Here is a 21,559-nt window from a genome sequence, read left to right on the forward strand (position 1 = left end):
TCGCCCGGCCCAACTAGTTGCCTGAGGCCCCGAATCCGGAGCGGCGCACCTGGTCGGCCGACGAAGGCCCCCGAGGAGTAATAGGCTAGCGGGGGTGACTCACCTGGACTGGAGTGGTTGTTCGAATGCCCGGGATGTCGGGGGGCTGCCGACGCGGTACGGCGGGCGGACGCGGGCCGGGGCGGTGATCCGGACCGACTCGCTGCACCTGCTCGACGATGCGGGACGGGCCGCCGTCGCCGACCTCGGACCCGGGCTCGTGCTCGATCTCCGGTCGGATTGGGAGCTCTCCGAGCCTCACCCGCTCGCGGGCGATCCGGCGTACCGGCACATCCCCTGGATCGATCCGGTCCGCGACCAGGAGTTCGTGCCGACGCCCGACCTCGCCGAGGTGTATCGCGGCAGCCTCGGGCGGAACCGCGCACAGATCGTGCAGGTACTGCGTGCCGTCGCCGAGGCGCCGGTCGGCCTGCCGGTCGTGGTGCACTGCCAGGCCGGCAAGGACCGGACCGGCCTGCTGATCGCGTTGCTGCTCGAGCTGGCCGGGGTGCCGCGCGACGTGATCGCGGCCGACTATGCGGTGAGCGAGATCCGGCTCGGTCTGCAGGACGGCGACCCGTTCCGGCGGACGATGCCCGAGACGATCCTGGACTCGCTGGCGCACGTGGATTCGCAGTACGGCGGGATTCGCGCGTACCTCGGTTGGCTGGGGCTGACGGCGGGCGAGATTCATCGGCTGGTGGCCCGGCTCGTGCACGTGCTGATCGAGGCGGTGGTGTTCGACTTCGACGGGTTGCTGATGGACACCGAGACGACGCTGGTGGCGAGCTGGCAGGCGGAGTGGCGGCATCACGGGCTCGAACTGGATCTGGACGACGGGTTCTGGCCGGGTCATGGCGGTGACACCTTCGAGTCACACCTCAGTCAGCTGGCCGAGGCGGTCGGGCCGTCGTTCGATCGGGACGAGAGCGTGGCGCGGCGTACGGCGTACCGCGAGGATCTGCATCGCGAGCTGGACTTCCTGCCGGGGATCCGCGACTGGATCGCCGAGGCGCGCTCAGGCGGCTTGAAGGTCGCGATCGCCAGCAGCTCGGACCGCGACTGGGTGGCCGGCCATCTCACCCGGGTCGGCGCCCTCGACCTGTTCGACCTCGTCGTGACCGGCGACGAGGTGTCGCGGCACAAGCCGGATCCGGAGATCTACCAACTGGCGCTGAAGCGGCTCGGGCTGAAGGGCGAGCAGGCGGTCGCCGTCGAGGACACCGCCCACGGCACGGCCGCAGCCGCAGCCGCGGGGATGTGGACGGTCGCCATTCCCAACCCGTTCGTCGCTGCCGAGGCTGTGAGGCATGCCGACCTGGTGCTGGGCAGCGCAGCGGACCTGCCCCTCAGCGAGGTCGTCCTGACGGTCTCGTCGACCAAGGGCTGATAACAGAATCCACCGATGGTCGGCGAGGTGAGCCGTCGGTCGGACGCGATGGTGAAGATCGCTCGGCAGACTCCCTGGCATGCCTCCATCACTCAGTCGCCGTGGCTTCGTCGCGTCCTCCCTCGCCATCGTCGCGTCGGCCCGCGCTGTCGTCCCGACGGCCGGCTCTGTCATCCCGACGGCCGGCTCTGTCGCGTCGGCCGGCGGCGCCAAGGCCGGCGCCGGGGCCGAGACCGAGGCCGAGGTCGAGGTCGAGGTCGCCCAGGCTGCGCAGTCGTCCGGACCGCTCCCCCGCGGCGTCGACCTCGGGCGGATCAGGCAGCTGCTGAGCCGGATGTCGCCGGCCGACAAGATCGCCCAGCTGAACATCCCGGTGGTACTGCCGCAGTTCCTGCACGGTGACGACTCGACCGACCCGACCGGGACACCGGAGAACCAGGAGAAGTACGTCCGGGGCGGCGTGGAGGTCGGTGACCTCAAACTCGGTCCGGGCGGCGGCTTCTTCGGCCTAGTGAACGAATCGCTGTTCGGATCCTTCCCGCTGCCCGATGCGAAGACCCCACGCGAACAGGCACTCCGGCACAACGCGCTGCAGAAGATTGCCCTCGGCACCGAACTCGGCATCCCCTTGCTGCAGCTCAGCGAGGGTACGCACGGCTCGGTCGGCCCCGGCTCGACCGTCTTCCCCGAAGGACTCGGCCTCGGCGCGACCTGGAACCCTGCGCTGATCGGGCAGGTCTTCGCCGTGGTCGCCACCGAGGCCCGCGCGGTAGGCATCCACGCCGTCAGCACGGTGATGGCCGAACTCACCCGCGATCCCCGCTACGGCCGGGCGATCTGGTCGTTCAGCGAGGATCCCTGGCTCACCAGCCAGTACGTCGCGTCGCTGGTTCCCGCGTTGCAGGGCGACGACCTGCGCGCGGACGACGCAGTGATCGCCTCCCTGTGCACGTTCCCGCTCGAGTCGCCGAACGTCGGCGGGCTGGAAGGGTCAGCCATCGAACTCGGCGAGCGGGAACTCCGCTCCGTCCATCTGCCGCCGTGGCGCGCCGGTTTCGCAGCCGGTGCGCTGATGACAGAGGCGAGCGAGCAGGTGATCGACGGGATCGCGGTGCACGGCTCCCCGGAGTACCTGACCGGGCTTCTCCGCGAGGAACTCGGGTTCGCCGGCGCGGTGATCGGGATCGGGTTCGACGGGCTGACCCGCGACCGCGTGGCCGCCGACGACGTCGAGGCTGGCGCGCTGGCCCTAAAGGCCGGGCTGGACATCAACGTCGGCTGGCGCGACGCCTATCTGCACTCGCTGAAGATCGCGATCGAACGCGGCCTGGTGTCCGAGCGCTTCCTCGACCGAGCGGTGACGCGGGTGCTCGCCCTCAAACAGGCCCTCGGGCTCTTCGACAATCCGTATGTCGACGCCGAGCGGGCGCAGCGAATCGTCAACCAGCCGTCGCATCGGGCAATCGCCGCCCGGGTGGCGCGCGAGTCGATGGTCCTGCTCCGGAACGAGGGCGGCCTGCTGCCGATCAAGCCCGGCGTACGGCGGATCGCCGTGATCGGCCCGAACGCGGACGATGCCCAAAACCTGCTCGGGGACTACGCGGCTGCTCCGCAGTTGCACGACGTACCGTCGATCCTGGCCGGAGTCAGGGCCGTCGCGGGCTCGCGCTCGATCAGCTACGCGAAGGGCTGCGAGGTGACTGGGGACGATCGGTCCGGGTTCGCCGCGGCTGTCAAAGCGGCGAAGCAGTCCGAGCTGGCCATCGTCGTGCTGGGCGAGCAGACCAAAGGCGGCTATCTCGGTCCACGCACCAACGGCGAACTCGCCGACGTCTCCAGTCTCGACCTGTCCGGGGTGCAGCAGGAACTGCTCGAAGCAGTGTCTGCGAGTGGAACCCCCGTCGTGCTTGTCCTGGTGAACGGGCGGGCGCTGTCGGTGCGCTGGGCGGCCGAACACGTCCCGGCGATCCTCGAGGCCTGGCTTCCTGGTGAGCAAGGCGGTCGGGCCGTCGCCGACGTCCTGTTCGGGGTAGCCGAGCCGGGTGGCCGGTTGCCGGTGACGTTCCCGCGCAGCGTCGGCCAGTTGCCGATGTACTACAACCAGAAAGGCTCGCGGTTCCACTCGGACGGCTATCTGGATCTGCCCGGGTCACCGCTGTATCCCTTCGGATTCGGGCTCAGCTACACGACCTTCTCCTGGGGCAAGCCGCGGTTGACCGCCGCACGCATCGGCCGGTCGGGGCAGACCGAAGTACAGGTCGAGGTCACCAACGTCGGAAAGCGTTCAGGTACTGAGGTCGTGCAGTTGTACGTGACCGATGTGACGGCATCCGTGGCGTTGCCAGAGATCCAGCTGAAGGGCGCGCAGAAGGTCACGCTGAAGCCAGGAGCCAAGGCCACCGTGCGCCTCGTAGTACGGGCTGAAGACCTTGCCCTGGTGAACGCTGCCGGTTCGCTGGTTGTCGAGCCGGGCCACTTCGAGCTGCACGTCGGAACGTCGTCCACGTCGTTTGCCGCGACGCTGCGGCTGACGGTTCGCTAGACCACGGACAGCGGTAGCAGCTTCTTGCCGGTGGGGCCGATCTGGATCTCGGTGCCCATCTGCGGGCAGACGCCGCAGTCGAAGCACGGGGTCCAGCGGCAGTCCTCGACCTCGATCGCGCCGTCCTCCTCGAGGGCGTCCTGCCAGTCCTCCCAGAGCCACTCGCGGTCGAGGCCGGAGTCCAGGTGGTCCCAGGGCAGTACCTCGGCGTACTCGCGTTCGCGGGTGGTGTACCAGGCGAGGTCCACCGGCTCGTCGGCGAGTGCGGTGTCGGCGGCGGCGATCCAGCGCTCGTACGAGAAGTGCTCGCTCCAGCCGTCGAACCGGCCGCCGTCGCGCCAGACCCGCTCGATGATCCGGCCGACCCGGCGGTCACCGCGCGACAGCAGTCCCTCGATGATGCCCGGCTTGCCGTCGTGGTACCGGAAGCCGATCGCCTTGGCGTACTTCTTGTCCGAGCGGATCGCCGAGTTCAGCTTCGCCAGCCGCGCGTCGGTCTCCTCGACGCCGAGCTGCGAGGCCCACTGGAACGGCGTGTGCGGCTTCGGCACAAACCCGCCGATCGACACCGTGCAACGAATGTCGTTGCGCCCGGTCACCTCGCGGCCGGTCGCGATCACCCGCTTGGCCAGATCGGCGATCGCGAGCACGTCCTCGTCGGTCTCGGTCGGCAGCCCGCACATGAAGTACAGCTTCACCTGCCGCCAGCCGTGGCTGTACGCCGCCGCGACCGTGCGGATCAGGTCCTCCTCGCTGACCATCTTGTTGATCACCTTGCGCATCCGGTCCGAGCCTCCCTCGGGGGCGAACGTCAGACCGCTGCGCCGGCCGTTGCGGGAGAACTCGTTGGCCAGCGTGATGTTGAACGCGTCGACCCTTGTCGAAGGCAACGACAGCGACACGTTGCTGCCCTCGTACCGGTCGCCCAGGCCCTTGGCCACCTCGGCGATCTCACTGTGGTCGGCCGAGCTCAGGCTGAGCAGGCCGACCTCCTCGAAACCGGACTGCTTGAGACCGTTCTCGACCATGTCGCCGATGGTGGTGATGCTGCGCTCGCGGACCGGCCGGGTGATCATCCCGGCCTGGCAGAACCGGCAGCCCCGGGTGCAGCCGCGGAAGATCTCCACGGAGTACCGCTCGTGCACGGTCTCGGCCAGCGGCACCAGCGGCTTCTTCGGGTACGGCCAGGCGTCCAGGTCCATCACCGTGTGCTTGGCGGTCCGCCACGGTACGCCGGGCTTGTTCGGCGCGACCCGCTTGATCCGGCCGTCCTCGAGGTAGTCGACGGTGAAGAACTTCGGGATGTAGACGCCGCCCGACTTCGCCAGCCGCAGCAGCACCTCGTCCCGGCCGCCCGGCTCGCCCTCTTCCTTCCATTCCCGGATCACCTCGGAGACCGCGAGCACGATCTCCTCGCCGTCACCGAGTACGGCCGCGTCGATGAAGTCCGCGATCGGCTCGGGGTTGAAGGCGCTGTGGCCGCCGACGAGCACGATCGGGTCCTCGTCGGTCCGGTCCACGGCGTACAGCGGGATCCCGGCGAGATCGATCGCGTTGAGCATGTTGGTGTAGCCGAGCTCGGTCGACAACGACATCCCGAACACGTCGAACGCCCGGACCGGCCGGTGGCTGTCCAGCGTGAACTGCGGGATCTTGTGCTCCCGCATGACCGCTTCCATGTCCGGCCAGACGGCGTACGTGCGCTCGGCGAGCGTGTGCTCGCGCTCGTTCAGCACCTCGTACAGGATCTGGACGCCCTGGTTCGGCAGGCCGACCTCGTACGCGTCCGGGTACATGAGCGCCCAGCGGACACTGACCGAGTCCCAGTCCTTGCTGACCGAGTTGAGCTCACCCCCGACGTACTGGATGGGCTTCTGCACAGTGGGCAGCAGCGACTCCAGGCGGGGGAACAAGGACTCAACAGTCATCACAGAACTTCCAGCTCGAGGTCAAAGCGCCTACCAGCCTAACTCCGCCCTCCCCTGCGCCCATCATTGCGGGGACGGCTCAATCTGCTCTCTCGGTCAGGTCAGGTGGGCGAGGAGAAGGGGGTTGATGAGGTCCGGGTGGCTGTAGGTGACCAGATGGGCGGCGTCCGGGATGATCTCGAGGTGGGCGCCGGGGATCTGTGAGGCCAGCGGGACGACGGTTTCCGGTGGGATCGAGGTGTCGCCCTCGGCGGTGACCAGGAGGACGGGAGCGGTGATGTCGCCGAGCTTGTCGCGCAGGTCCATCGCGCCGAGTGCCTCGCAGCAGGCGGCGTAGCCCTCGTCGGAGGTGTTGAGAAGTTGCTGGCGGATCTGTTCGACCTCGTCGGCATGCGCATCGGCGTACTCCGGCAGGAACCAGCGCTTCAGGGTCGCCTCGGTGATCGCCTTGGTGCCTTCGGCGCGAACCTGGGCCGCTCGGTCGGTCCACATCTGCGCGCCCGTCGCCGGGTACGCCGGTGGGCAGAACAGCGCGAACCGGCTGAACCGGTCGGGCGCGTTCTCGGCCAGCCAGAGCCCGACCGCGCCGCCGAGTGAGATCCCGACGTACGCCGCCTGTTCCACCAGCAGCTCGTTCAGGAGCTCGACCACGTCACCGCCGAGGTCCTCAATCGAGTAAGGCCCAGGCGGCGCTTCGGAGCCGCCGTGGCCGCGATGGTCGAAGGCGATCACCCGGAACCGCTCCGACAGGGTCTCGAGTTGTGGCGCCCACATCGCCCGCGTCGCCCCGAGCGACGTACCGAGCAGGACGACGGGCGCCTTCTCCGGTCCACTCACCTGATAGTCGAGTCGCATGATTCCTACCCTACGGACGTTGTTAGCCTGCGCCACATGAGCAACGGTGTCCCCGGCCTGGATCAAGTCGTCGAGCTGGCCGAGGTGGTGCGGAACGGGTTCGTCGAGAGCCGGCACTTCGGGCTGGCGGTGGCGCTGGATCCGGACGGGACGCAGGTGTACGCCGCGGGACAGGTCGACGCGGTGGTGTTGCCTCGGTCAACAGCCAAGCCGCTGCAGGCGGTCGGGAGCATCGCGGCCGGGGCCGAGCTGGAGGACGAGGAGGCGGCGATCGCGGCCGGCAGCCATACGGGTGAGGATCTGCACGTCGCGCTGGTGGACCGGATGCTGGCGTCGGTCGGGCTGGGTCGCGATGCGCTGGGCTGCCCGCCGGACCGACCGGAGGACGAGCCGACCCGATTCCGTTTGATTGCCGAGGGCATCGAACCGGAAAGGGTCCGGATGAACTGTTCGGGCAAACACGCTGCGATGCTGATGGCGACCGTTGCTATGGGCAATGATGTTTCGTCCTACCTGGATGCCGATTCTCCCGTGCAGCGGGTGATCGCGGGTGAGATCGAACGCCTCACCGGCGCGTCAACGGGCATCGTCACCGTCGACGGTTGCGGCGCTCCCCTGCTCGGCATGCCACTCGACGGCCTGGCCCGAGCCTTCGGCCGCCTGGCGACAGCACCAGCCGGTACGCCGGACAACCGCGTGGCGACCGCGATGCGGCAGCACCCGTACCTCGTCGGCGGGCAAGGCCATCTGAACAGCGAGGTGATGCGCCTGCTCCCCGGCGTCATCGCGAAGGGTGGCGCCGAGGGTGTGATCGGTATGGCCGCGCCAGATGGGCACGCGGTCGCGGTGAAGGTGATCGACGGGAACCCGCGCGCCACCACCGCACTCGGCCTGACCCTCCTCGCCAAGTGCGGAGTCGACATCTCGGCAGCCGACTCCCTACTGAGAGTGCCAGTCCTCGGCGGCGGCCGCCCAGTAGGCCAACTCGAACTAACGATCTAGCTCAGCCTCGGCTTCAAGCGGCGGGCTTCGGCCGCGCGCCTCGGCTTCGGCCACGGGGCTCGGCGTCGGCTCCAGCGGCGGGCTTCGGCCGCGCGACTCGGCTTCGCCCACGGGGCTCGGCTTCGGCTCCAGCGGCAGGCTTCGGCTGCGCGACTCGGCTTCGCCCACGGGGCTCGGCTTCGGCTCCAGCGGCAGGCTTCGGCTGCGCGAATCGGCTTCGCCCGCAGGACTCGGCTTCGGCTCCAGCGGCAGGCTTCGGCTGCGCGAATCGGCTTCGACCGCAGGACTCGGCTTCGGCTCCAGCGGCAGGCTTCGGCCGCGCGAATCGGCTTCGACCGCAGGACTCGGCTTCGGCTCCAGCGGCAGGCTTCGGCCGCGCGACTCGGCTGCGGGGTTCGGCTGCGGCTTCGGCCTTGGGGTTCGCCGGGTGAGCTAGCGGTAGAGGGCGAGGGCGCCGGTCAGCGAGTCGATCGTGGCGCGTGGGCCGTAGAGGGCGAGGCCTAGGTATTCGATGTCCTCCGCCTTCGTTCCGCTGATGGTGGCCGACATCTGGTCGTACGTGCGGGATTTCTGCGCGACCTGGTTCATGTCGTGAACCGTCACGCTGTCGCGGGCCGCCGCCTGGATCCGGAGCTCATGGAGTCGCTCGGCGGCTGCTCGCAGTACGGGGATCGGGTGGGCGCACATGCCGGTGTGGACGGCGCCGGAGCCGTCGACGGTATCCGCTCCGACAACCTCATCGTGATGGTGGCCGAGTGCGACGCCGAGCAGCGCGGCGGTGTTGAGTGCGACGCCGATCGGCGCCTCGTCGGCGATCACGACGACCATTTTGTTCGCCAGCATTTCTCTCCTTGAGTGCACGGTTTGACGTGGTGAAGAGTAGGCAAATGCGCGGCTGAAATTCTTGGGCGCCGAACGAAATTCGGCCGCTGTGCCAAACTGGCGGATATGGACGAACTTGATACGGCGCTGCTGCGGCTCCTGCAGAACGACGCGCGCCGCACCAACCGCGAGATGGCGGCCGAGCTCGGCATCGCGCCGTCGACCTGCCTGGAACGGATCCGAGGGCTGCGCGACCGGGGCGTGATCAGCGGGTATCACGCCGAGGTCGACCTGCAGGCGATCGACCGGTCGACCCAGGCGATCATTTCGATCAAGCTCCGCCCGCAGGCGATGGCAGTCGCCACGACCTTCCAGGACTACGTGCAGAGCCTGCCGCAGACACTCGCGATGTTCATGGTCTCGGGCGCCTCCGACTTCCTCGCGCACGTCGCCGTCAAGGACACGGCCGCCCTCCGCGATTTCGTCCTCGACCTGGCGAAGCGCCAAGAGATCGGCGACATCCGCAGCTCAGTCGTCTTCGAACACCACCGCCGCACCACGGTCATGCCCCTCCCCGACCGCTGACAGCTCCTCCAACCTCGCCACCACCCGCACGCCGACAGCTTCCGCCGGGTCGCCCACGGCGCCGACAACTTCTCCGGATTCGCCGGCCCCGTACGCCGAGCGCTTCTCCGAGTTCGCCACAACCCGCACGCCGAGCGCTTCCCCCAACTCGCCACTACCCGTACGCCGACAGCTTCCTCCGGTTCGCCCCACAGCGCGACAACTTTCTCCGGATTCGCCGGCCCCATACGCCGAGCGCTTCTCCGAGTTCGCCACAACCCGCACGCCGAGCGCTTCCCCCAATTCGCCACTACCCGTGCGCCGAGCGCTTCTCCGAGCTCGCACTGCCCCCAGCACCAAGAGCTTCGCCAGACTCGCCACGACCCCAGCGCCGACAGCTCCGCGACCACCCAGCGCAGAGAGCTTCACCGGGTTCCACAACCCGCACACCGAGCGCTTCTCGAGCTCGCACTGCCCCTAGCGCCGACAGCTTCGCCAGACTCGCCACCACCCCAGCGCCGACAGCTTCGCGACTACCCAGCGCCCAGAGCTTCACCGTGCTCGCACTGCCGCCAGCGCCGAGAGCTTCGCCAGGATCGCCACGACCCCAGCGCTGACAGCTTCGTGACTACCCAGCGCCCAGAGCTTCACCGGGTTCGCCACAACCCGCACACCGAGCGCTTCTCCGAACTCGCCACAACCCGCACGCCGACCGCTTCTCCGAGCTCGCACTACCCCCAGCACCAACAGCTTCGCCAGACTCGCCACGACCCCAGCGCCGACAGCTTTGCGACTAGCCGAGCGCTGACAGCTTGTCTGGGTTTGCCACGACTCGTACGCCGGTCACCTGGCCGGCCTCGATCTGCAGGGTCAGGAGGTGGCGCGTGCGGTCGAGTTGCAGGTAGATGGCCGGGCCGGTGATCAGGTCGACCGGCTTTTGGATGAACCGGGTGCGCCGGGAGTACACGTGGGTGAAGTAGTGCGCCACCTTTTCGCTGCCGTGGATCGGCTTGCGAGCCGTCGGTGCCTTGCCGCCACCGTCGCTCCAGGCGGTGACGTCGTCGCGCAGCATCGCTTGCAGTCTGGGCAAATCACCTTCGCGGGCAGCAGCAACGAAGTCTTCGAGCAATCGCTGCTGCTCGGCTCTGGTCGGCTCAAAGCGCGACCGGCCCTTCTCCAGGGCAGCCGCAGCCCGTTTGTGGAGCTGCCTGCAGTCCTCTGCGGTTCTGCCCAGGATGCCGGCGATCTCGTCGTACGGGAGGACGAAGGCCGTTCGTAGTACGTAGACAGCGCGCTGCGGCGGGGTGAGCTGTTCCATCAGGTGAAGCATCGCCATGGAGAGGTCTGACTCGACTGCACTGTGTGGATCCGACAGCGCCGGCTCGGGGAGCCAGTCACCGGCGTAGCTCTCGCGGCGAGCCTGTCGAGCGCGCAGTGAGTCGACAGCGAGCCGCGTCACCACCCTGGTGAGGTAGCGACGCGGCTCGGCCACGCTGTCGTGGTCGACGCCGGACCAACGGACATATGCCTCCTGCAGCACGTCCTCCGCGTCGTGCCAGCTCCCCAGCATCCGGTACGCCAGTCCCGCCAGGAACTGCCGGTGCTGAACGAACTCGTCGACGCTCAGGCCGGTACCCGGCACGCGACCATCATCCTGTTCCACACGTTGATGGTCGCAATCGCGAGGAGCAAGTCGGCCGTCCCCTCCTCGCCCCAGTGCTTCACCGCGTCGTCCCAGACATCATCCGGTACGCCGTGCTCGCCCAGGGTGGTCACCGCATCGGTCAGCGCGAGTGCGGCCCGCTCCCGCTCGTCGTAGAACGTCGACTCGTACCAGGCAGCGAGGCCTGTGAGCCGGCGCGCGGTCTCACCCCGCTTGAGCGCCTGCTCGGTGTGCATGTCGATGCAGTAGGCGCAGCCGTTCGTCATGGACGCCCGGATCTTCACCAATTTCAGTACGGTCGGATCGACCTTCGCCGACGTGTACTTCTCCAGCCCCAGCACGGCCTGATACCCATCCGGCACCAACTCGGCCCACGAAATCCTCTTAGTCATGCCAACACGACGGCCCACGCACTCGCCGGCGTGACACCCGGAGATGTGACCCCGCTCACGTTCGGCATGCCCATCGGCACCATTCTGCGGGGCTGCTCGCCACTGGTACGCCCGTCGGCGCCGCCGATCCGTCCCCGCTGCCACCGCTTCCGCGAGTCCGCGCTGTCGCCGTTCCCGCGAGTCCGCGCTGCCGCCGTTCCCGCGAGTCCGCGCTTCCACCGTTCCCGCGAGCCCGCGCTGCCGCGTTTCCGCGCTGCCGCCGCTAACGCGAGGCCGCGCTTCCGCGAGCCCGCGTTTCCGCGAGTCCGCGCTGCCACCGCTTCCGCGGTCCGGGCTGCCGGTGCTTCCGCGGTTCTCTGCCAGTGTCCTGGGGTCGGTCAGGTGCCGCTCTTGGTGCCGAGGACCTTCTTGGCCTTGTCGACGGCGAGTTTCATGGCGCCGTCGAGCTCACCGGGCTGACCCGCATAGATGAAGACGGAGAGGATCACGTCATTCACCCCGGCGAGGGCCGCCGTGGCCTCACTCCCCTCCTGCGGTCCGCTGAGACCTGTCATCCGGAACGCGAACGGGCGCTCGCCGAGCTTAGGCGCGGAGATCTCCTCCACCCCCATCGACGACGTGCCCTGACCGGGAACCTTGAGCGTGACCTTCCGGCAGGAATTCACCGCAGCCCTGTACGCCGACTGCAGCGCGGCCACCTTCTTCGCCTCACCCATCGCGTCCAGACCGTAGTCGATGTCCGGCCCTTCCTGCCCGGCCGAGAACGAGCGGGAGACACTCACCGTCGAACCAGGCGCGGAGTCAGCGTTCAGGTACTGCACAAGCGTCTTGCACTTGGCGTCCTTGGACGAGAACGGCTTGACCCCAGCATCCGACGGATCTTCCGGCACGACCGACAAGCCGCTGGGCAGATCCGCGAGCACCAGCAGCGCCCTCGTCAACTGAGCTTTGGTCCGCTGCACCGGCTGGTCGCTGGTCGAGGGAGCGACGGTCGGCGTACTCGAGACAACCGGCGTACTGGAAGTCGACACCGAGGGGGTTACCGAAGGCGCCGGCGTACCACTCTTCTTGTCGCCCCCACAGGAGACGAGCGAGAGAGTCATCACCGCAGCAAGCGACAACGAAACGATTTTCGACATGGTCCCTCCAGGCCCGATCCCCCAACACAACCGCTGCAGCCTACAACCACCCCCGACGGCCCCCTGTCAGCCGCACCGCTGGTCGATCCATCGATCCCCAAACGTCACCTCACACAGAACCCGACCACGGAGGCACCCAGCGCAGCCCCGCGTGCCATCGCCGCGTGGGGCGTCTCCGATATGGGCCTGGGCGAGCGACAAGGCGGAGTGGGGGCGTGACCTGCGCCACCGACCAGTCCTTGCTGCCCAGCTAGCTGTTGAGTAGAAACACCGCGCGTGGCTGGGGGTTAGACCTCGTGGGTCCGGAGGTGGATGTTTTGGAGGAGGCCGACGGCCAGGAGGCCGGCGAACATTGAGGAGCCGCCGTAGGAGACGAACGGGAGCGGGAGGCCGGTGACGGGCATGATGCCGAGGGTCATGCCGATGTTCTCGAAGGCCTGGAAGGCGAACCAGCAGACGATGCCGGTGGCGATCAGCCGGCCGAAGGCGTCGCGGGCGTTGACGGCGATCCGCAGGCCGCGCCAGAGGATTAACGCGAACAAAATGATGATCGCGCCGGCGCCGATCAGTCCGAGCTCTTCTCCGGCGACGGTGAAGACGAAGTCGGTGTGTTGCTCGGGCACGAACGCGTTCTGTGTCTGCGAGCCGTGGAACAGGCCCTGACCGAAGACACCGCCGTTGCCGATCGCGATCCGTGCCTGCGCGACGTTGTAGCCGATGCCTTGCGGATCCTGCGACGGATCGGCGAACGCGGCGAACCGCGCCAGCTGGTATTTCTTCAGCACGTTGAACTGGATCGCGAGCACAGCAACCACCGTCGCCGCGGTGACGATGCCGAGCATCCATCGCTTCGGAACACCGGAGACGGCGATGATCCCGAACACGATCGAGCCGAGCACCATCACCGTGCCGAGGTCGGGTTGCAGCATCACCAGCATGACCGGCACCGCCGCCACCGCGATCGCCTGGAGGATGTCGATCGTGCGAGCGTTCTCGCGATGGTTGGTCTCGCCCTTCTCGGCGATCAGCAGAGCCATCCCGACGATCACGGCAAGCTTCGCGAACTCGCTCGGCTGCACCGACATCCACGGCAACTGGATCCACGACCGGGATCCGTTGATCACCGCGCCGACGCCAGGCACCAGCACGAGAATCAGGCCGACCACGGACCCGGCGTACAGGACCGGTGCCAGGATGCGGACCCGGCGGTGGTCTGTCAGCGCGGCGCCGACGGCGAGCACCAGGCCGATGGCGAAGTTGAGCGCGTGCCGGACCAGGAACTCGTGGTGGTTGCCGCCGTTGAGCGAGTTGCGATGGTAGGTCGCGGACCAGATCAGCAGGCTGCCGATCGCCGCCAGCGCGAGCACGCCGATGACCAGCACCCAGTCGGCCTGCCACAACGCCGACCGCCGATCCACCCGCGGCCGCACACCCCGCGACATCGTCAACAAACTCATCGCTGCCCGGCCTTCTTCGCCGGTGGCGCGGCGGGCTTGATGTTGTAGAGAGTTTCGTAGATGTGGCGTACTGCGGTTCCGCCGGCGCCTGAGCCGGTGCCGGCCTGGCTGAGCATCATGACGACGGCATAGCGGTCGGTGTAGCTGGCCAGCCAGGATGTCGTCTGCTTGCCGTAGACCTCGGCCGTTCCGGTCTTGGCACGAACGGGCACCTGGTCCAGTGGGAAGCCGACGAACTTCCAGGCCGCCGTTCCGGTCCGCGCAGTCTCCTTCAACGCCTTGTCGATGTAGTGGAGCGTGGCGGCCGGCACCGGGAGCCGGGCGGCGATCTTGGACGGGATGACCTTCGCCTTGCCGTTCGGGCCGATGACCTTCTTCGCCACCCGTGGCTCCCACAGGATGCCGCCGTTCGACAGGGCCGAATAGGCCGTTGCCAACTGCAACGGTGTGAGTGTGGTGTCGCCCTGGCCGATCGCGAAGTTGACCGCGTCGCCGGCCCGGTAGCGGTATCCGTCCACACAGAACTCCCGGGAGAACTGCTTCAGGAAGCTCGACGTCCCGGCCGGCGGGTTGTCGGCCAGCTTGCAGTAGTAGTCCTTCTGCGCGTCGTAGTACTCCTTCTTCCACGTCCGGTCCGCGATCCGGCCGGAGACCTCGCCGGGCAGGTCGATCCCGGTCGGCCGGCCGAGGCCGAACTTCTTCGCCATCTCGACGATCGGATCGCGGGCGTCGATGTTGCCGGACTGGCCGCCCTCCTTGAGCCACAGGTCGTAGGCGATCCGGTAGAAGAACGTGTCGCAGGAGATCGCCAGCGCCTGGTCGAAGCCGATCATCCCGTAGGAGGCGGATTCGTAGTTCTTGAACTTGCGGTTGCCGACGACGAAGTTCGACGAGCAGTCCAGTTTGGTCTTGGTGCTGTAGCCGTTGGCCATGGCGGCCGCGGTGGTGATCGGCTTGAAGGTCGAACCGGGCGCGAGCTGTCCCTGCAGCGCCCGCGACAGCAGCGGCGTACCGGAGCCTGGTGAGTAGAGGGCGTCCAGCTCGCGTTGGGAGATGCCGCCGACCCAGACACCCGGGTCGTACGTCGGGTAGCTGGCCATCGCGACGATCTGGCCGGTCTTGGTGTCCATCACCACGGCCGCGCCCGAATCGGCCACGTACTTCCGCTTGGTCACCGGATCGAACTGCTTCCGCGCGGTCATGATCGCGCCACGGAGCTCCTTCTCGACCGATGCCTGGACCCGGGCGTCGATGCTCGTCACCAGCGTCGATCCCGGCACCGGTGCGGTCTGACTCTGCACGCCGGTGGTGTAGCCGACGGCGTCGACGATGACGTTCTTGACACCGGGAGATCCGCGCAGCATCGCGTCGTACGTGCGCTCGAGCCCGGCCCGGCCGACCAGGTCCGATCGGTGCCCGACCGAGTCCTGACCTGCCTTGTCGAGCGCGTCCAGCTCGGTCGTGGTGATGGGCGAGAGATACCCGAGCATGTGCGCGGCATTCACGCCGTACGGCGCCGGGTAGGCGCGCAGTGCGGTCGAGTCGGCGGCCACGCCGGGGAAGTCCTCGCGGCGCTCCATCACCTCGATCGCGACCTGCTCGCTGACGTCCTTCGCGACCGGGATCGGCTGGTACGGCGTACCGTTCCAGCAGGCCGGCGGCTTCGAGGCGCCGGGCTCCCCGCAGAGCATCGTGCGGGCCTTGAGATCGGCCGGTTTCTGGCCGAGCACCTTGGCGAGCCGGATCAGCATCGCCTGCTGCTGGTCGTCGGGCAGCTTGGCCAGCACCGAGCGGTCGACCGTGATCACCAGGGACACCCTGTTGCCGACCAGCGTCCGGCCGGCCGCGTCGACGATCGTTCCGCGCGGCGCCGGGATGAGCACCTCACGGGTGTGGTTCTCAGTGGCGGCCTGGGAGTAGTCGTCCGACGAGAGCACCTGCATGTACACGAGCCTGGCCAGCAGCGTGCTGAGCAGCGAGAAGACCAGCACGCCGATCACGAAGAGGCGCAGTCGTGGCTTCAGCGGAGCCGGGTTGAAGCTGTCGAAACTCACGGCAGCACCCGACGCCGCTCGCGGACCGGGACGAACCGGCGCATCACCCACAGCACCAGCGGAATCACCACGATCGCGCCGACCACGTCGTACCCGGCGGAGATGCCGAGCCGGACGCCGAACTCGCCCCAGTCGACCGAAGGATCGTGCAGCAGCGAGCCGGTCGCGCAGTACACGACGAGAGACACAGCTGCAGCCAGGACGACGGTCAGCGCGACGCCCAGGGGGCCCACCGGTCCGGCCGAGGCCTCGCGCCGGATCATGCCCGCGATATAGCCCGCCAGAGCCAGCGCAAGCGCCCAGCGACCGGCGGTGTGGTCAGCAGGTGGTGCGATATCAAGCAGCAGACCGCCCGCGAACCCGGCGATCGCGCCCCACTCAGAACCGCGCGCCAGGCCGAGCGCGACGACCACGATCATCACCAGGTCACAGGTGACGCCGGCGACTGCCAACTGCGGCAGCACCGAGGTCTGCACGGTGACGGCGATCAGCAGGAAGACCGCCGCGACCGCAATCCGGAGCGACGTCATGTCAGCCGCCGCCCTTCTCGGGCGGCACAATGCCACGCGGCGGCCGGGCCGGCGGGCCGGTCACCACCCCGACCAGGTCGATACGAGTCGGGTCGACGAAGGGCTTCACTACTGCGGTCGAGCCGAGGGTGCCCTGGTTCGGCGTGACGGTGGTGATCTCGCCGATCGGGACGCCGGGCACGTACGGCGCGTTGCCGCTCGAACCCCAGGTGACGATCCGGTCGCCGACCTTGGGCCGGGCCCGCAGGTCGACCAGCTTGTAGTCGAGCGAACCGGCGACGTCGCCCCGGCCGGAGACGAACCCGAGCGCCATCGTGGAGTTCAGCCGACCGCCGACGGTCGACTCGCGATCGCCGATCAGCAGCACGGTCGCCGTGCCCTGCGTCGTACGGACCACGCGGCCGACGAGGCCGTCCCCGTTCAGTACTGTCATGTCCGGTCTCACCCCGTCCGCTGTTCCGGCGTCGATGGTCACTGTGTGGTTGAAGCTCTGCGCTCCCCCGATCCCGATCACCCGGGCCGGCGTGATCGTGTAGGTCGGCGCAACCTTGAGCAGCCGGTCCAGCTCCGCGGCCCGGTTCCGGGCGTAGTCGGTGGATCGCAGCTCGGTGGTCAGTTTCTCGTTGTCCGCTTGGAGTTTTTCGTTCTCAGCTTTCAATCTATCCACTTCGGCGAACCGGTCCCGCAGGTTGTCCACAGGCTGCCGGGCCGACGTACCGGCCGACTCCAGCGGACCGAAGACGGCGGCCGCCGCATGCCGCAGCGGCTCGACCGGCGAACCGGCCGAGCGGCGTGCGTCGAGCACGATCAGCGTGAACGAGGCCAGGATGACCAGCGTCAGGATCGCCCGGCGGCGGCGGATCTCCCGCGGCAGGCCGGCCGACCTGACCAGGCCCTTGGCGGGAGTACCGAGGTCTTTGAGCATGCGCAGTACCGGTTCAGCGGCGGTCGGTGACGAGGATGCGGTTCAGCGTCTCGATGTTGTCGACGCACTTGCCGGCACCCAGTACGACGGCGTCCAGCGGGTTGTCGGCGACGTGGATCGGGATACCGGTCTCGTGCCGGAGCCGCTCGTCCATCCCCTTCAGCAGCGCGCCGCCACCGGTCAGCACGATGCCCCGGTCGACGATGTCGCCGGCCAGCTCCGGCGGAGTCTTGTCCAGCGTCGCCTTGACCGCGTCGACGATCGCGGTGATCGGCTCCTCGATCGCCTGCCGGATCGCTGCCGACGACACCTTCACGGTCCGAGGCAGCCCGGAGACCATGTCGCGGCCGCGGATCTCGGAGTCCGGACCGTCCGACGACGGGTACGCCGAGCCGATGGTCATCTTGATCTGCTCGGAGGTGGCCTCGCCGAGCATCAGCGAGTACTCCTTCTTGCAGTAGTTCACGACGGCCTTGTCGATCGCGTCACCGGCCACCCGGATGGACTGCGACGTGACGATCCCGCCGAACGAGATCACCGCGACCTCCGTCGTACCACCGCCGATGTCGACCACCATGTTGCCGGTGGCGTCGCGGACCTCGAGGTTGGACCCGAGCGCCGCGGCCATCGGCTCCTCGATGATGTAGACCTTGCGGGCCCCGGCCATGTAGCCGGCGTCGCGGACCGCGCGCTGCTCGACGGCCGTGATCCCGGACGGAACGCAGACCACGATCCGCGGCTTGGCGAAGTACCGGCGCCGGTGCACCCGCTGGATGAAGTAGCGCAGCATCTGCTCGGCGGCGTCGAAGTCGGCGATCACGCCGTCCTTGAGCGGCCGGATCGCGGTGATGTTGCCCGGCGTACGGCCGATCATCTTCTTCGCCTCGTGCCCGAACGCGACCGCCTCGCGCGGTTCGTCGGTCCGGGTGGCGACCACCGAGGGCTCGTTGAGTACGACGCCGCGCCCCCGGACGTAGACGAGGGTGTTTGCCGTGCCGAGGTCGACCGCCATGTCGCGGCCGAGCATGCTGTTCGCCATCGCAGGCGCCTCCTGCTGCTCGTAGATCTCAGGCTAAGCGCGCAGCCGGCGCCACCGAGGGACCGACACGTCCCCGTCCGCCCGGCACTGATCGTATCGGGCGTCTCACTGCAGGCGACGCCCGGGTGAGAAGTATCGAGTGGTACCGCTGCTGCCCGTGCAGCGGCACCACTCGCCCCCAGAGCTCGCCCCTCCCCTGACGGGCGAGCACTGTTCCTCCCACTGTGTGGCGGAGGCCGGTCCGGTACGCCGACCTGGTCACTCGCCCCGCGTCGGCAAGCTTGACCCGGCGTCCCTTCACCACGCTTTCGCGCCGCTTTCACGGCGACCGGAGGCGCCCCGAGGACTTCCTGGGCCGGTCCAGGGGCGGTCCAGGGGCGGTCCACGGGCCTTTCGCGCGGATCCGAGGCGCGGTTGCCCTTTCCCGGTGACAATGGCCCATGGAGTTTCGGCTGCTGGGTCCGGTGGAGGTCCTCGACGACTCCGGCCGTCGGATCGAGCTGGCCGCGAACAGGCTGCGAGTGCTGCTGGCCGCTCTCCTGCTGCAGCCAAACCGCGTGGTGGGGGCCCAGGCGCTGGTCGACACCCTGTGGGAGGACGACCTGCCCGCCCGTCCGCGGTCAGCCCTCCAGACCTACATCTCCCGGCTACGGACGACGCTCGGTACGCCGATCATCAGCACCGAGTCGGCCGGCTACCTGATCAGCGTGGAACCCGAGCAGATCGACCTGACCCGGTTCCGCGCCTTGGTCTCGGCGTCCGCGGCGACGAGCGACCCACACGAGCGGACCCGCCTGCTGTCGGACGCGCTGAACCTCTGGCGCGGAGAGCCCCTCACTGGGCTCGCTGCCGGCGCCCTGATCCGGGAAGCCGTGCCTGTGCTGGCAGAGGAACGCCTGCACGCCATAGAACTGCTGCTGGGAGCGCGGCTAGAGCTGGGCGAACACGCTCAGGTGATGTCCGAGCTGAGCGGTCTCACCAAGCGTCACCCTCTGCGCGAGCCGCTCTGGGCGCTCCTGATGGAGGCACAGATCCGAGCCGAGCGCCCCGCCGACGCGCTGGCCACCTACAGCGACGCTTCCCGCAGACTCGCGGACGAACTCGGTCTGGATCCCGGACCGGCCCTGCGACGACTCCACCAGGCCGTACTCGCTACAGATGCGCGAGCGGCCGCAGTACGGACCTCTCGCGACGTTGTGCCCCATCAGCTGCCTTCTGTCGGGCGCAGCTTTGTGGGACGGACCAGGGAGCTTGCAGAGCTGGATCAGGCGCTGCTGGGCTCGATCGGGCCGACTGCCTCGATCGCTGTGATCTCCGGGACCGCAGGAGTCGGCAAGACCGCGTTGGCGGTCGCGTGGGGTGAGCGGGTGGCCGCGGAGTTCCCCGATGGGCAGCTGTATGTGAACCTGCGTGGCTTCGACCCGTCAGGCGACCTGGTGTCGCCGGAGGACGCAGTACGGGGGTTTCTTGATGCTCTGCAGACTGCGCCCAGTCGCATTCCGTTCGGGGCGGCAGCTCAGGCAGCGCTCTACCGAACGCTCCTAGCGGACCGACGGCTGTTGATCGTTCTCGACAACGCCCGTTCGGCAGAGCAGGTGCGGCCGTTGTTGCCTGGCGGGCGAGGCTGTCGCGTACTGGTGACCAGCAGGAACCGCCTGCCCGGCTTGCTGGCCAGCGAAGGTGCGCGGCCGGTGTCCCTGGACCTGATGGACTGGGAGCAAGCGCACTCGCTCCTGGTGGGTGCGCTCGGTGCTGCACGCGTCGCAGCCGAGCCCGCGGCCGCCGAGTCGCTCATAGCGCTCTCCGCACGGCTGCCGCTCGCTCTGTCGCTGGTCGCGGCGCACGCTGCGGCTCACCCGGCCTGGCCGCTCGAAACTGTTGCGTTGGACCTACGACGTACCAAACAAGGCCTGGACGCCTTCACCGGTGAGGATCAGATGACAGACCTGCGTGCGGTGTTCTCGTGGTCGTACCAGTTGGCCACCGGCAGCGCCGCCCGCGTCTTCAGGCTGTCCGGCCTGCACCCCGGCCCCTACCTCTCCGTCGCCGCAGCAGCAGCCCTCGCCGGTACTACGCCGGAGCGGGTCCGTGTCGCGCTTGACGAGCTGGAGCGAGCTCACCTGATGAGCCAGGTGGCTCCGGAGCAGTACACCTCCCACGACCTCCTCCGCGTGTACGCCGCTGAGCTGGCCGGCTCCGTCGACAAGGAGCAGGAGTGCCGGCAGGCCTTGTGGCGACTACTCGACCACTACCTGCGTACTGCGGACGCCGGCGACCAGTGGCTACGCCCGCACCGCGACCCCGACGTACTGCCTGCCGCGTCCGGTTCGCCGTACGTGCTGAGCTTCGGCGGCTATCAGGAGGCTTTCGACTGGTTCGAAGCCGAGCACCCCAACCTGGTCGTGCTGATCGAGCACGCTGCACGGCAGGGGTTCGACGGCCACGCGACCCACCTCGCCCGGACGATCACAGGCTTCCTGGAACGGCGTGGGCTGTGGAACACCTGGGTCGACGTCATGCGCACGGCCATCGAGGCGTCCCGACGGTCCGGGGACCTCCCAGGCCAGGTGATGGCACACCGCTACCGGGCGCACGCTCTGGCGAGGCAGGGGCGTCTGGACGAAGCCCTGGCCGAATCGGAGGCCGCGTTGGACCTCGCAGTACGGTCTGGCGATCGAGTGGCCGAGGCGTGGTGCCAGCGGGTGGTGGCGTTCGTGCTGGCGCAGCAGGAGCGGCTGAAGGAGTCGTACGACCACGACGTGATCGCGTCCGAGCTGTTCAAGGCCAGCGGGCATCGGACCGGACAGGCACTCGCGCTGAACTCACTCGGGTGGCTGCACGCTTCAACGTTCGCTGAGTACGACCAGGCGGTCGAGTACTGCACGCAGGCACAGCGGCTCTACCAGGAGGTCGACCACAAGCTCGGTGAAGCAGCCACCTGGGACCACCTGGGCTACGCCCACCGTGGACTTGGGAACCTCCCAGTGGCCGCACAGTGCTATCGAAAGGCACTGGAGCTCTACCAGGAGCTCAATGACCTCTACTACCAAGCTCTGATGCTCCAGAACCTCGGGGACATCGAGCACGAGCTGGGCGACCTCGAATCGGCCGGCGGCTGGTGGGAGCAGGCGCTGGACCTGCTGACCGAGCTCAACCACCCCACTGCCGAGGTAGTGGACAGCAAACTGCGCTCGATCGATTCCTGACCGACCGAGCGC

The 21,559-nt window shown here is 68.4% G+C and carries 16 protein-coding genes; 5 read left to right on the forward strand and 11 right to left on the reverse strand.

The window, feature by feature from the left end:
- Positions 1-94: 94 nt before the first annotated feature.
- Positions 95-1,429: an HAD-IA family hydrolase gene (locus tag DIZ26_RS37980; RefSeq protein WP_198676284.1), complete on the forward strand. Its 1,335-nt coding sequence runs from the start codon at positions 95-97 to the stop codon at positions 1,427-1,429.
- Positions 1,430-1,508: 79 nt separating this feature from the next.
- A complete protein-coding gene (locus DIZ26_RS25550) occupies positions 1,509-3,971 on the forward strand; it encodes a glycoside hydrolase family 3 C-terminal domain-containing protein (RefSeq protein ID WP_112245841.1) in 2,463 nt (820 codons plus the stop codon).
- Here DIZ26_RS25550 and DIZ26_RS25555 read toward each other — a convergent pair.
- Both DIZ26_RS25555 and pcaD read right to left on the reverse strand, forming a co-directional pair.
- Complete coding sequence (locus DIZ26_RS25555; protein WP_112245844.1) at positions 3,968-5,899, reverse strand: TIGR03960 family B12-binding radical SAM protein; 1,932 nt, start codon at positions 5,897-5,899, stop codon at positions 3,968-3,970. The genes DIZ26_RS25550 and DIZ26_RS25555 overlap by 4 nt on opposite strands.
- A 96-nt stretch (positions 5,900-5,995) precedes the next feature.
- The gene (gene pcaD / locus DIZ26_RS25560; protein WP_112245846.1) at positions 5,996-6,754 is read right to left on the reverse strand and encodes a 3-oxoadipate enol-lactonase; all 759 of its coding nucleotides are present in this window, start codon (positions 6,752-6,754) and stop codon (positions 5,996-5,998) included.
- Between the two features lie 36 nt (positions 6,755-6,790).
- On the opposite strand from pcaD, the gene DIZ26_RS25565 reads away from it, so the two are divergent.
- Positions 6,791-7,756 carry an asparaginase gene (locus tag DIZ26_RS25565; protein ID WP_112245849.1) on the forward strand — a complete coding sequence of 322 codons (966 nt, stop codon included), beginning with the start codon at positions 6,791-6,793 and terminating at the stop codon, positions 7,754-7,756.
- A 432-nt stretch (positions 7,757-8,188) separates the two neighbouring features.
- Here the strand turns inward: DIZ26_RS25565 and DIZ26_RS25570 are convergent, their stop codons facing one another.
- Entirely contained in the window at positions 8,189-8,599 is a 411-nt protein-coding gene (locus tag DIZ26_RS25570; protein ID WP_112245852.1) for a DUF2000 domain-containing protein, read from the reverse strand.
- 105 nt (positions 8,600-8,704) lie between these two features.
- Between DIZ26_RS25570 and DIZ26_RS25575 the strand changes: the two genes are divergently transcribed.
- Entirely contained in the window at positions 8,705-9,163 is a 459-nt protein-coding gene (locus tag DIZ26_RS25575) for an Lrp/AsnC family transcriptional regulator (RefSeq protein WP_112245855.1), read from the forward strand.
- Between the two features lie 772 nt (positions 9,164-9,935).
- Here the strand turns inward: DIZ26_RS25575 and sigJ are convergent.
- The 8 genes from sigJ to DIZ26_RS25615 form a co-directional block, all read right to left on the reverse strand.
- Entirely contained in the window at positions 9,936-10,805 is an 870-nt protein-coding gene (gene sigJ / locus DIZ26_RS25580; protein WP_198676285.1) for an RNA polymerase sigma factor SigJ, read from the reverse strand.
- Positions 10,766-11,197, reverse strand: a complete 432-nt coding sequence (locus tag DIZ26_RS25585) for a carboxymuconolactone decarboxylase family protein (RefSeq protein WP_112245859.1) — start codon at positions 11,195-11,197, stop codon at positions 10,766-10,768. The genes sigJ and DIZ26_RS25585 overlap by 40 nt, the downstream gene beginning before the upstream one ends.
- 377 nt (positions 11,198-11,574) lie before the next feature.
- Positions 11,575-12,336, reverse strand: a complete 762-nt coding sequence (locus DIZ26_RS25590; protein WP_112245861.1) for a hypothetical protein — start codon at positions 12,334-12,336, stop codon at positions 11,575-11,577.
- A 287-nt stretch (positions 12,337-12,623) separates the two neighbouring features.
- A complete protein-coding gene (gene rodA / locus DIZ26_RS25595) occupies positions 12,624-13,793 on the reverse strand; it encodes a rod shape-determining protein RodA (RefSeq protein ID WP_112245864.1) in 1,170 nt (389 codons plus the stop codon).
- Positions 13,790-15,847: a penicillin-binding protein 2 gene (mrdA, locus tag DIZ26_RS25600; RefSeq protein ID WP_112245866.1), complete on the reverse strand. Its 2,058-nt coding sequence runs from the start codon at positions 15,845-15,847 to the stop codon at positions 13,790-13,792. The genes rodA and mrdA overlap by 4 nt, the downstream gene beginning before the upstream one ends.
- Positions 15,844-16,377 carry a rod shape-determining protein MreD gene (gene mreD / locus DIZ26_RS25605; protein WP_112245868.1) on the reverse strand — a complete coding sequence of 178 codons (534 nt, stop codon included), beginning with the start codon at positions 16,375-16,377 and terminating at the stop codon, positions 15,844-15,846. Before mreD ends, mrdA begins: the two co-directional genes overlap by 4 nt.
- A gap of 1 nt (position 16,378) precedes the next feature.
- Positions 16,379-17,302, reverse strand: a complete 924-nt coding sequence (gene mreC / locus DIZ26_RS25610) for a rod shape-determining protein MreC (protein WP_112245871.1) — start codon at positions 17,300-17,302, stop codon at positions 16,379-16,381.
- Positions 17,303-17,315: 13 nt separating this feature from the next.
- Positions 17,316-18,341, reverse strand: coding sequence for a rod shape-determining protein (locus tag DIZ26_RS25615; RefSeq protein ID WP_112245873.1), 1,026 nt, complete (start codon positions 18,339-18,341; stop codon positions 17,316-17,318).
- Between the two features lie 440 nt (positions 18,342-18,781).
- Between DIZ26_RS25615 and DIZ26_RS25620 the strand changes: the two genes are divergently transcribed.
- Positions 18,782-21,547 carry an AfsR/SARP family transcriptional regulator gene (locus DIZ26_RS25620; protein WP_112245875.1) on the forward strand — a complete coding sequence of 922 codons (2,766 nt, stop codon included), beginning with the start codon at positions 18,782-18,784 and terminating at the stop codon, positions 21,545-21,547.
- The last annotated feature ends 12 nt before the right edge of the window (positions 21,548-21,559 follow it).

This window comes from Kribbella monticola, from assembly GCF_003261635.1.
In the GTDB taxonomy this organism is placed as follows: Bacteria; Actinomycetota; Actinomycetes; order Propionibacteriales; family Kribbellaceae; genus Kribbella; species Kribbella monticola.

Excerpts from the sequence above, each read along its gene's own strand:
- DIZ26_RS25565 (WP_112245849.1), top strand. The coding sequence starts at position 6,791 with ATGAGCAACGGTGTCCCCGGCCTGGATCAAGTCGTCGAGCTGGCCGAG.
- DIZ26_RS25585 (WP_112245859.1), bottom strand. The coding sequence starts at position 11,197 with ATGACTAAGAGGATTTCGTGGGCCGAGTTGGTGCCGGATGGGTATCAG.
- mreD (WP_112245868.1), bottom strand. The coding sequence starts at position 16,377 with ATGACGTCGCTCCGGATTGCGGTCGCGGCGGTCTTCCTGCTGATCGCC.
- DIZ26_RS25620 (WP_112245875.1), top strand. The coding sequence starts at position 18,782 with ATGGAGTTTCGGCTGCTGGGTCCGGTGGAGGTCCTCGACGACTCCGGC.
- DIZ26_RS25555 (WP_112245844.1), bottom strand. The coding sequence starts at position 5,899 with ATGACTGTTGAGTCCTTGTTCCCCCGCCTGGAGTCGCTGCTGCCCACT.
- DIZ26_RS25575 (WP_112245855.1), top strand. The coding sequence starts at position 8,705 with ATGGACGAACTTGATACGGCGCTGCTGCGGCTCCTGCAGAACGACGCG.
- DIZ26_RS25590 (WP_112245861.1), bottom strand. The coding sequence starts at position 12,336 with ATGTCGAAAATCGTTTCGTTGTCGCTTGCTGCGGTGATGACTCTCTCG.
- mreC (WP_112245871.1), bottom strand. The coding sequence starts at position 17,302 with ATGCTCAAAGACCTCGGTACTCCCGCCAAGGGCCTGGTCAGGTCGGCC.
- DIZ26_RS25615 (WP_112245873.1), bottom strand. The coding sequence starts at position 18,341 with ATGGCGAACAGCATGCTCGGCCGCGACATGGCGGTCGACCTCGGCACG.
- rodA (WP_112245864.1), bottom strand. The coding sequence starts at position 13,793 with ATGAGTTTGTTGACGATGTCGCGGGGTGTGCGGCCGCGGGTGGATCGG.
- pcaD (WP_112245846.1), bottom strand. The coding sequence starts at position 6,754 with ATGCGACTCGACTATCAGGTGAGTGGACCGGAGAAGGCGCCCGTCGTC.
- DIZ26_RS25570 (WP_112245852.1), bottom strand. The coding sequence starts at position 8,599 with ATGCTGGCGAACAAAATGGTCGTCGTGATCGCCGACGAGGCGCCGATC.
- DIZ26_RS25550 (WP_112245841.1), top strand. The coding sequence starts at position 1,509 with ATGCCTCCATCACTCAGTCGCCGTGGCTTCGTCGCGTCCTCCCTCGCC.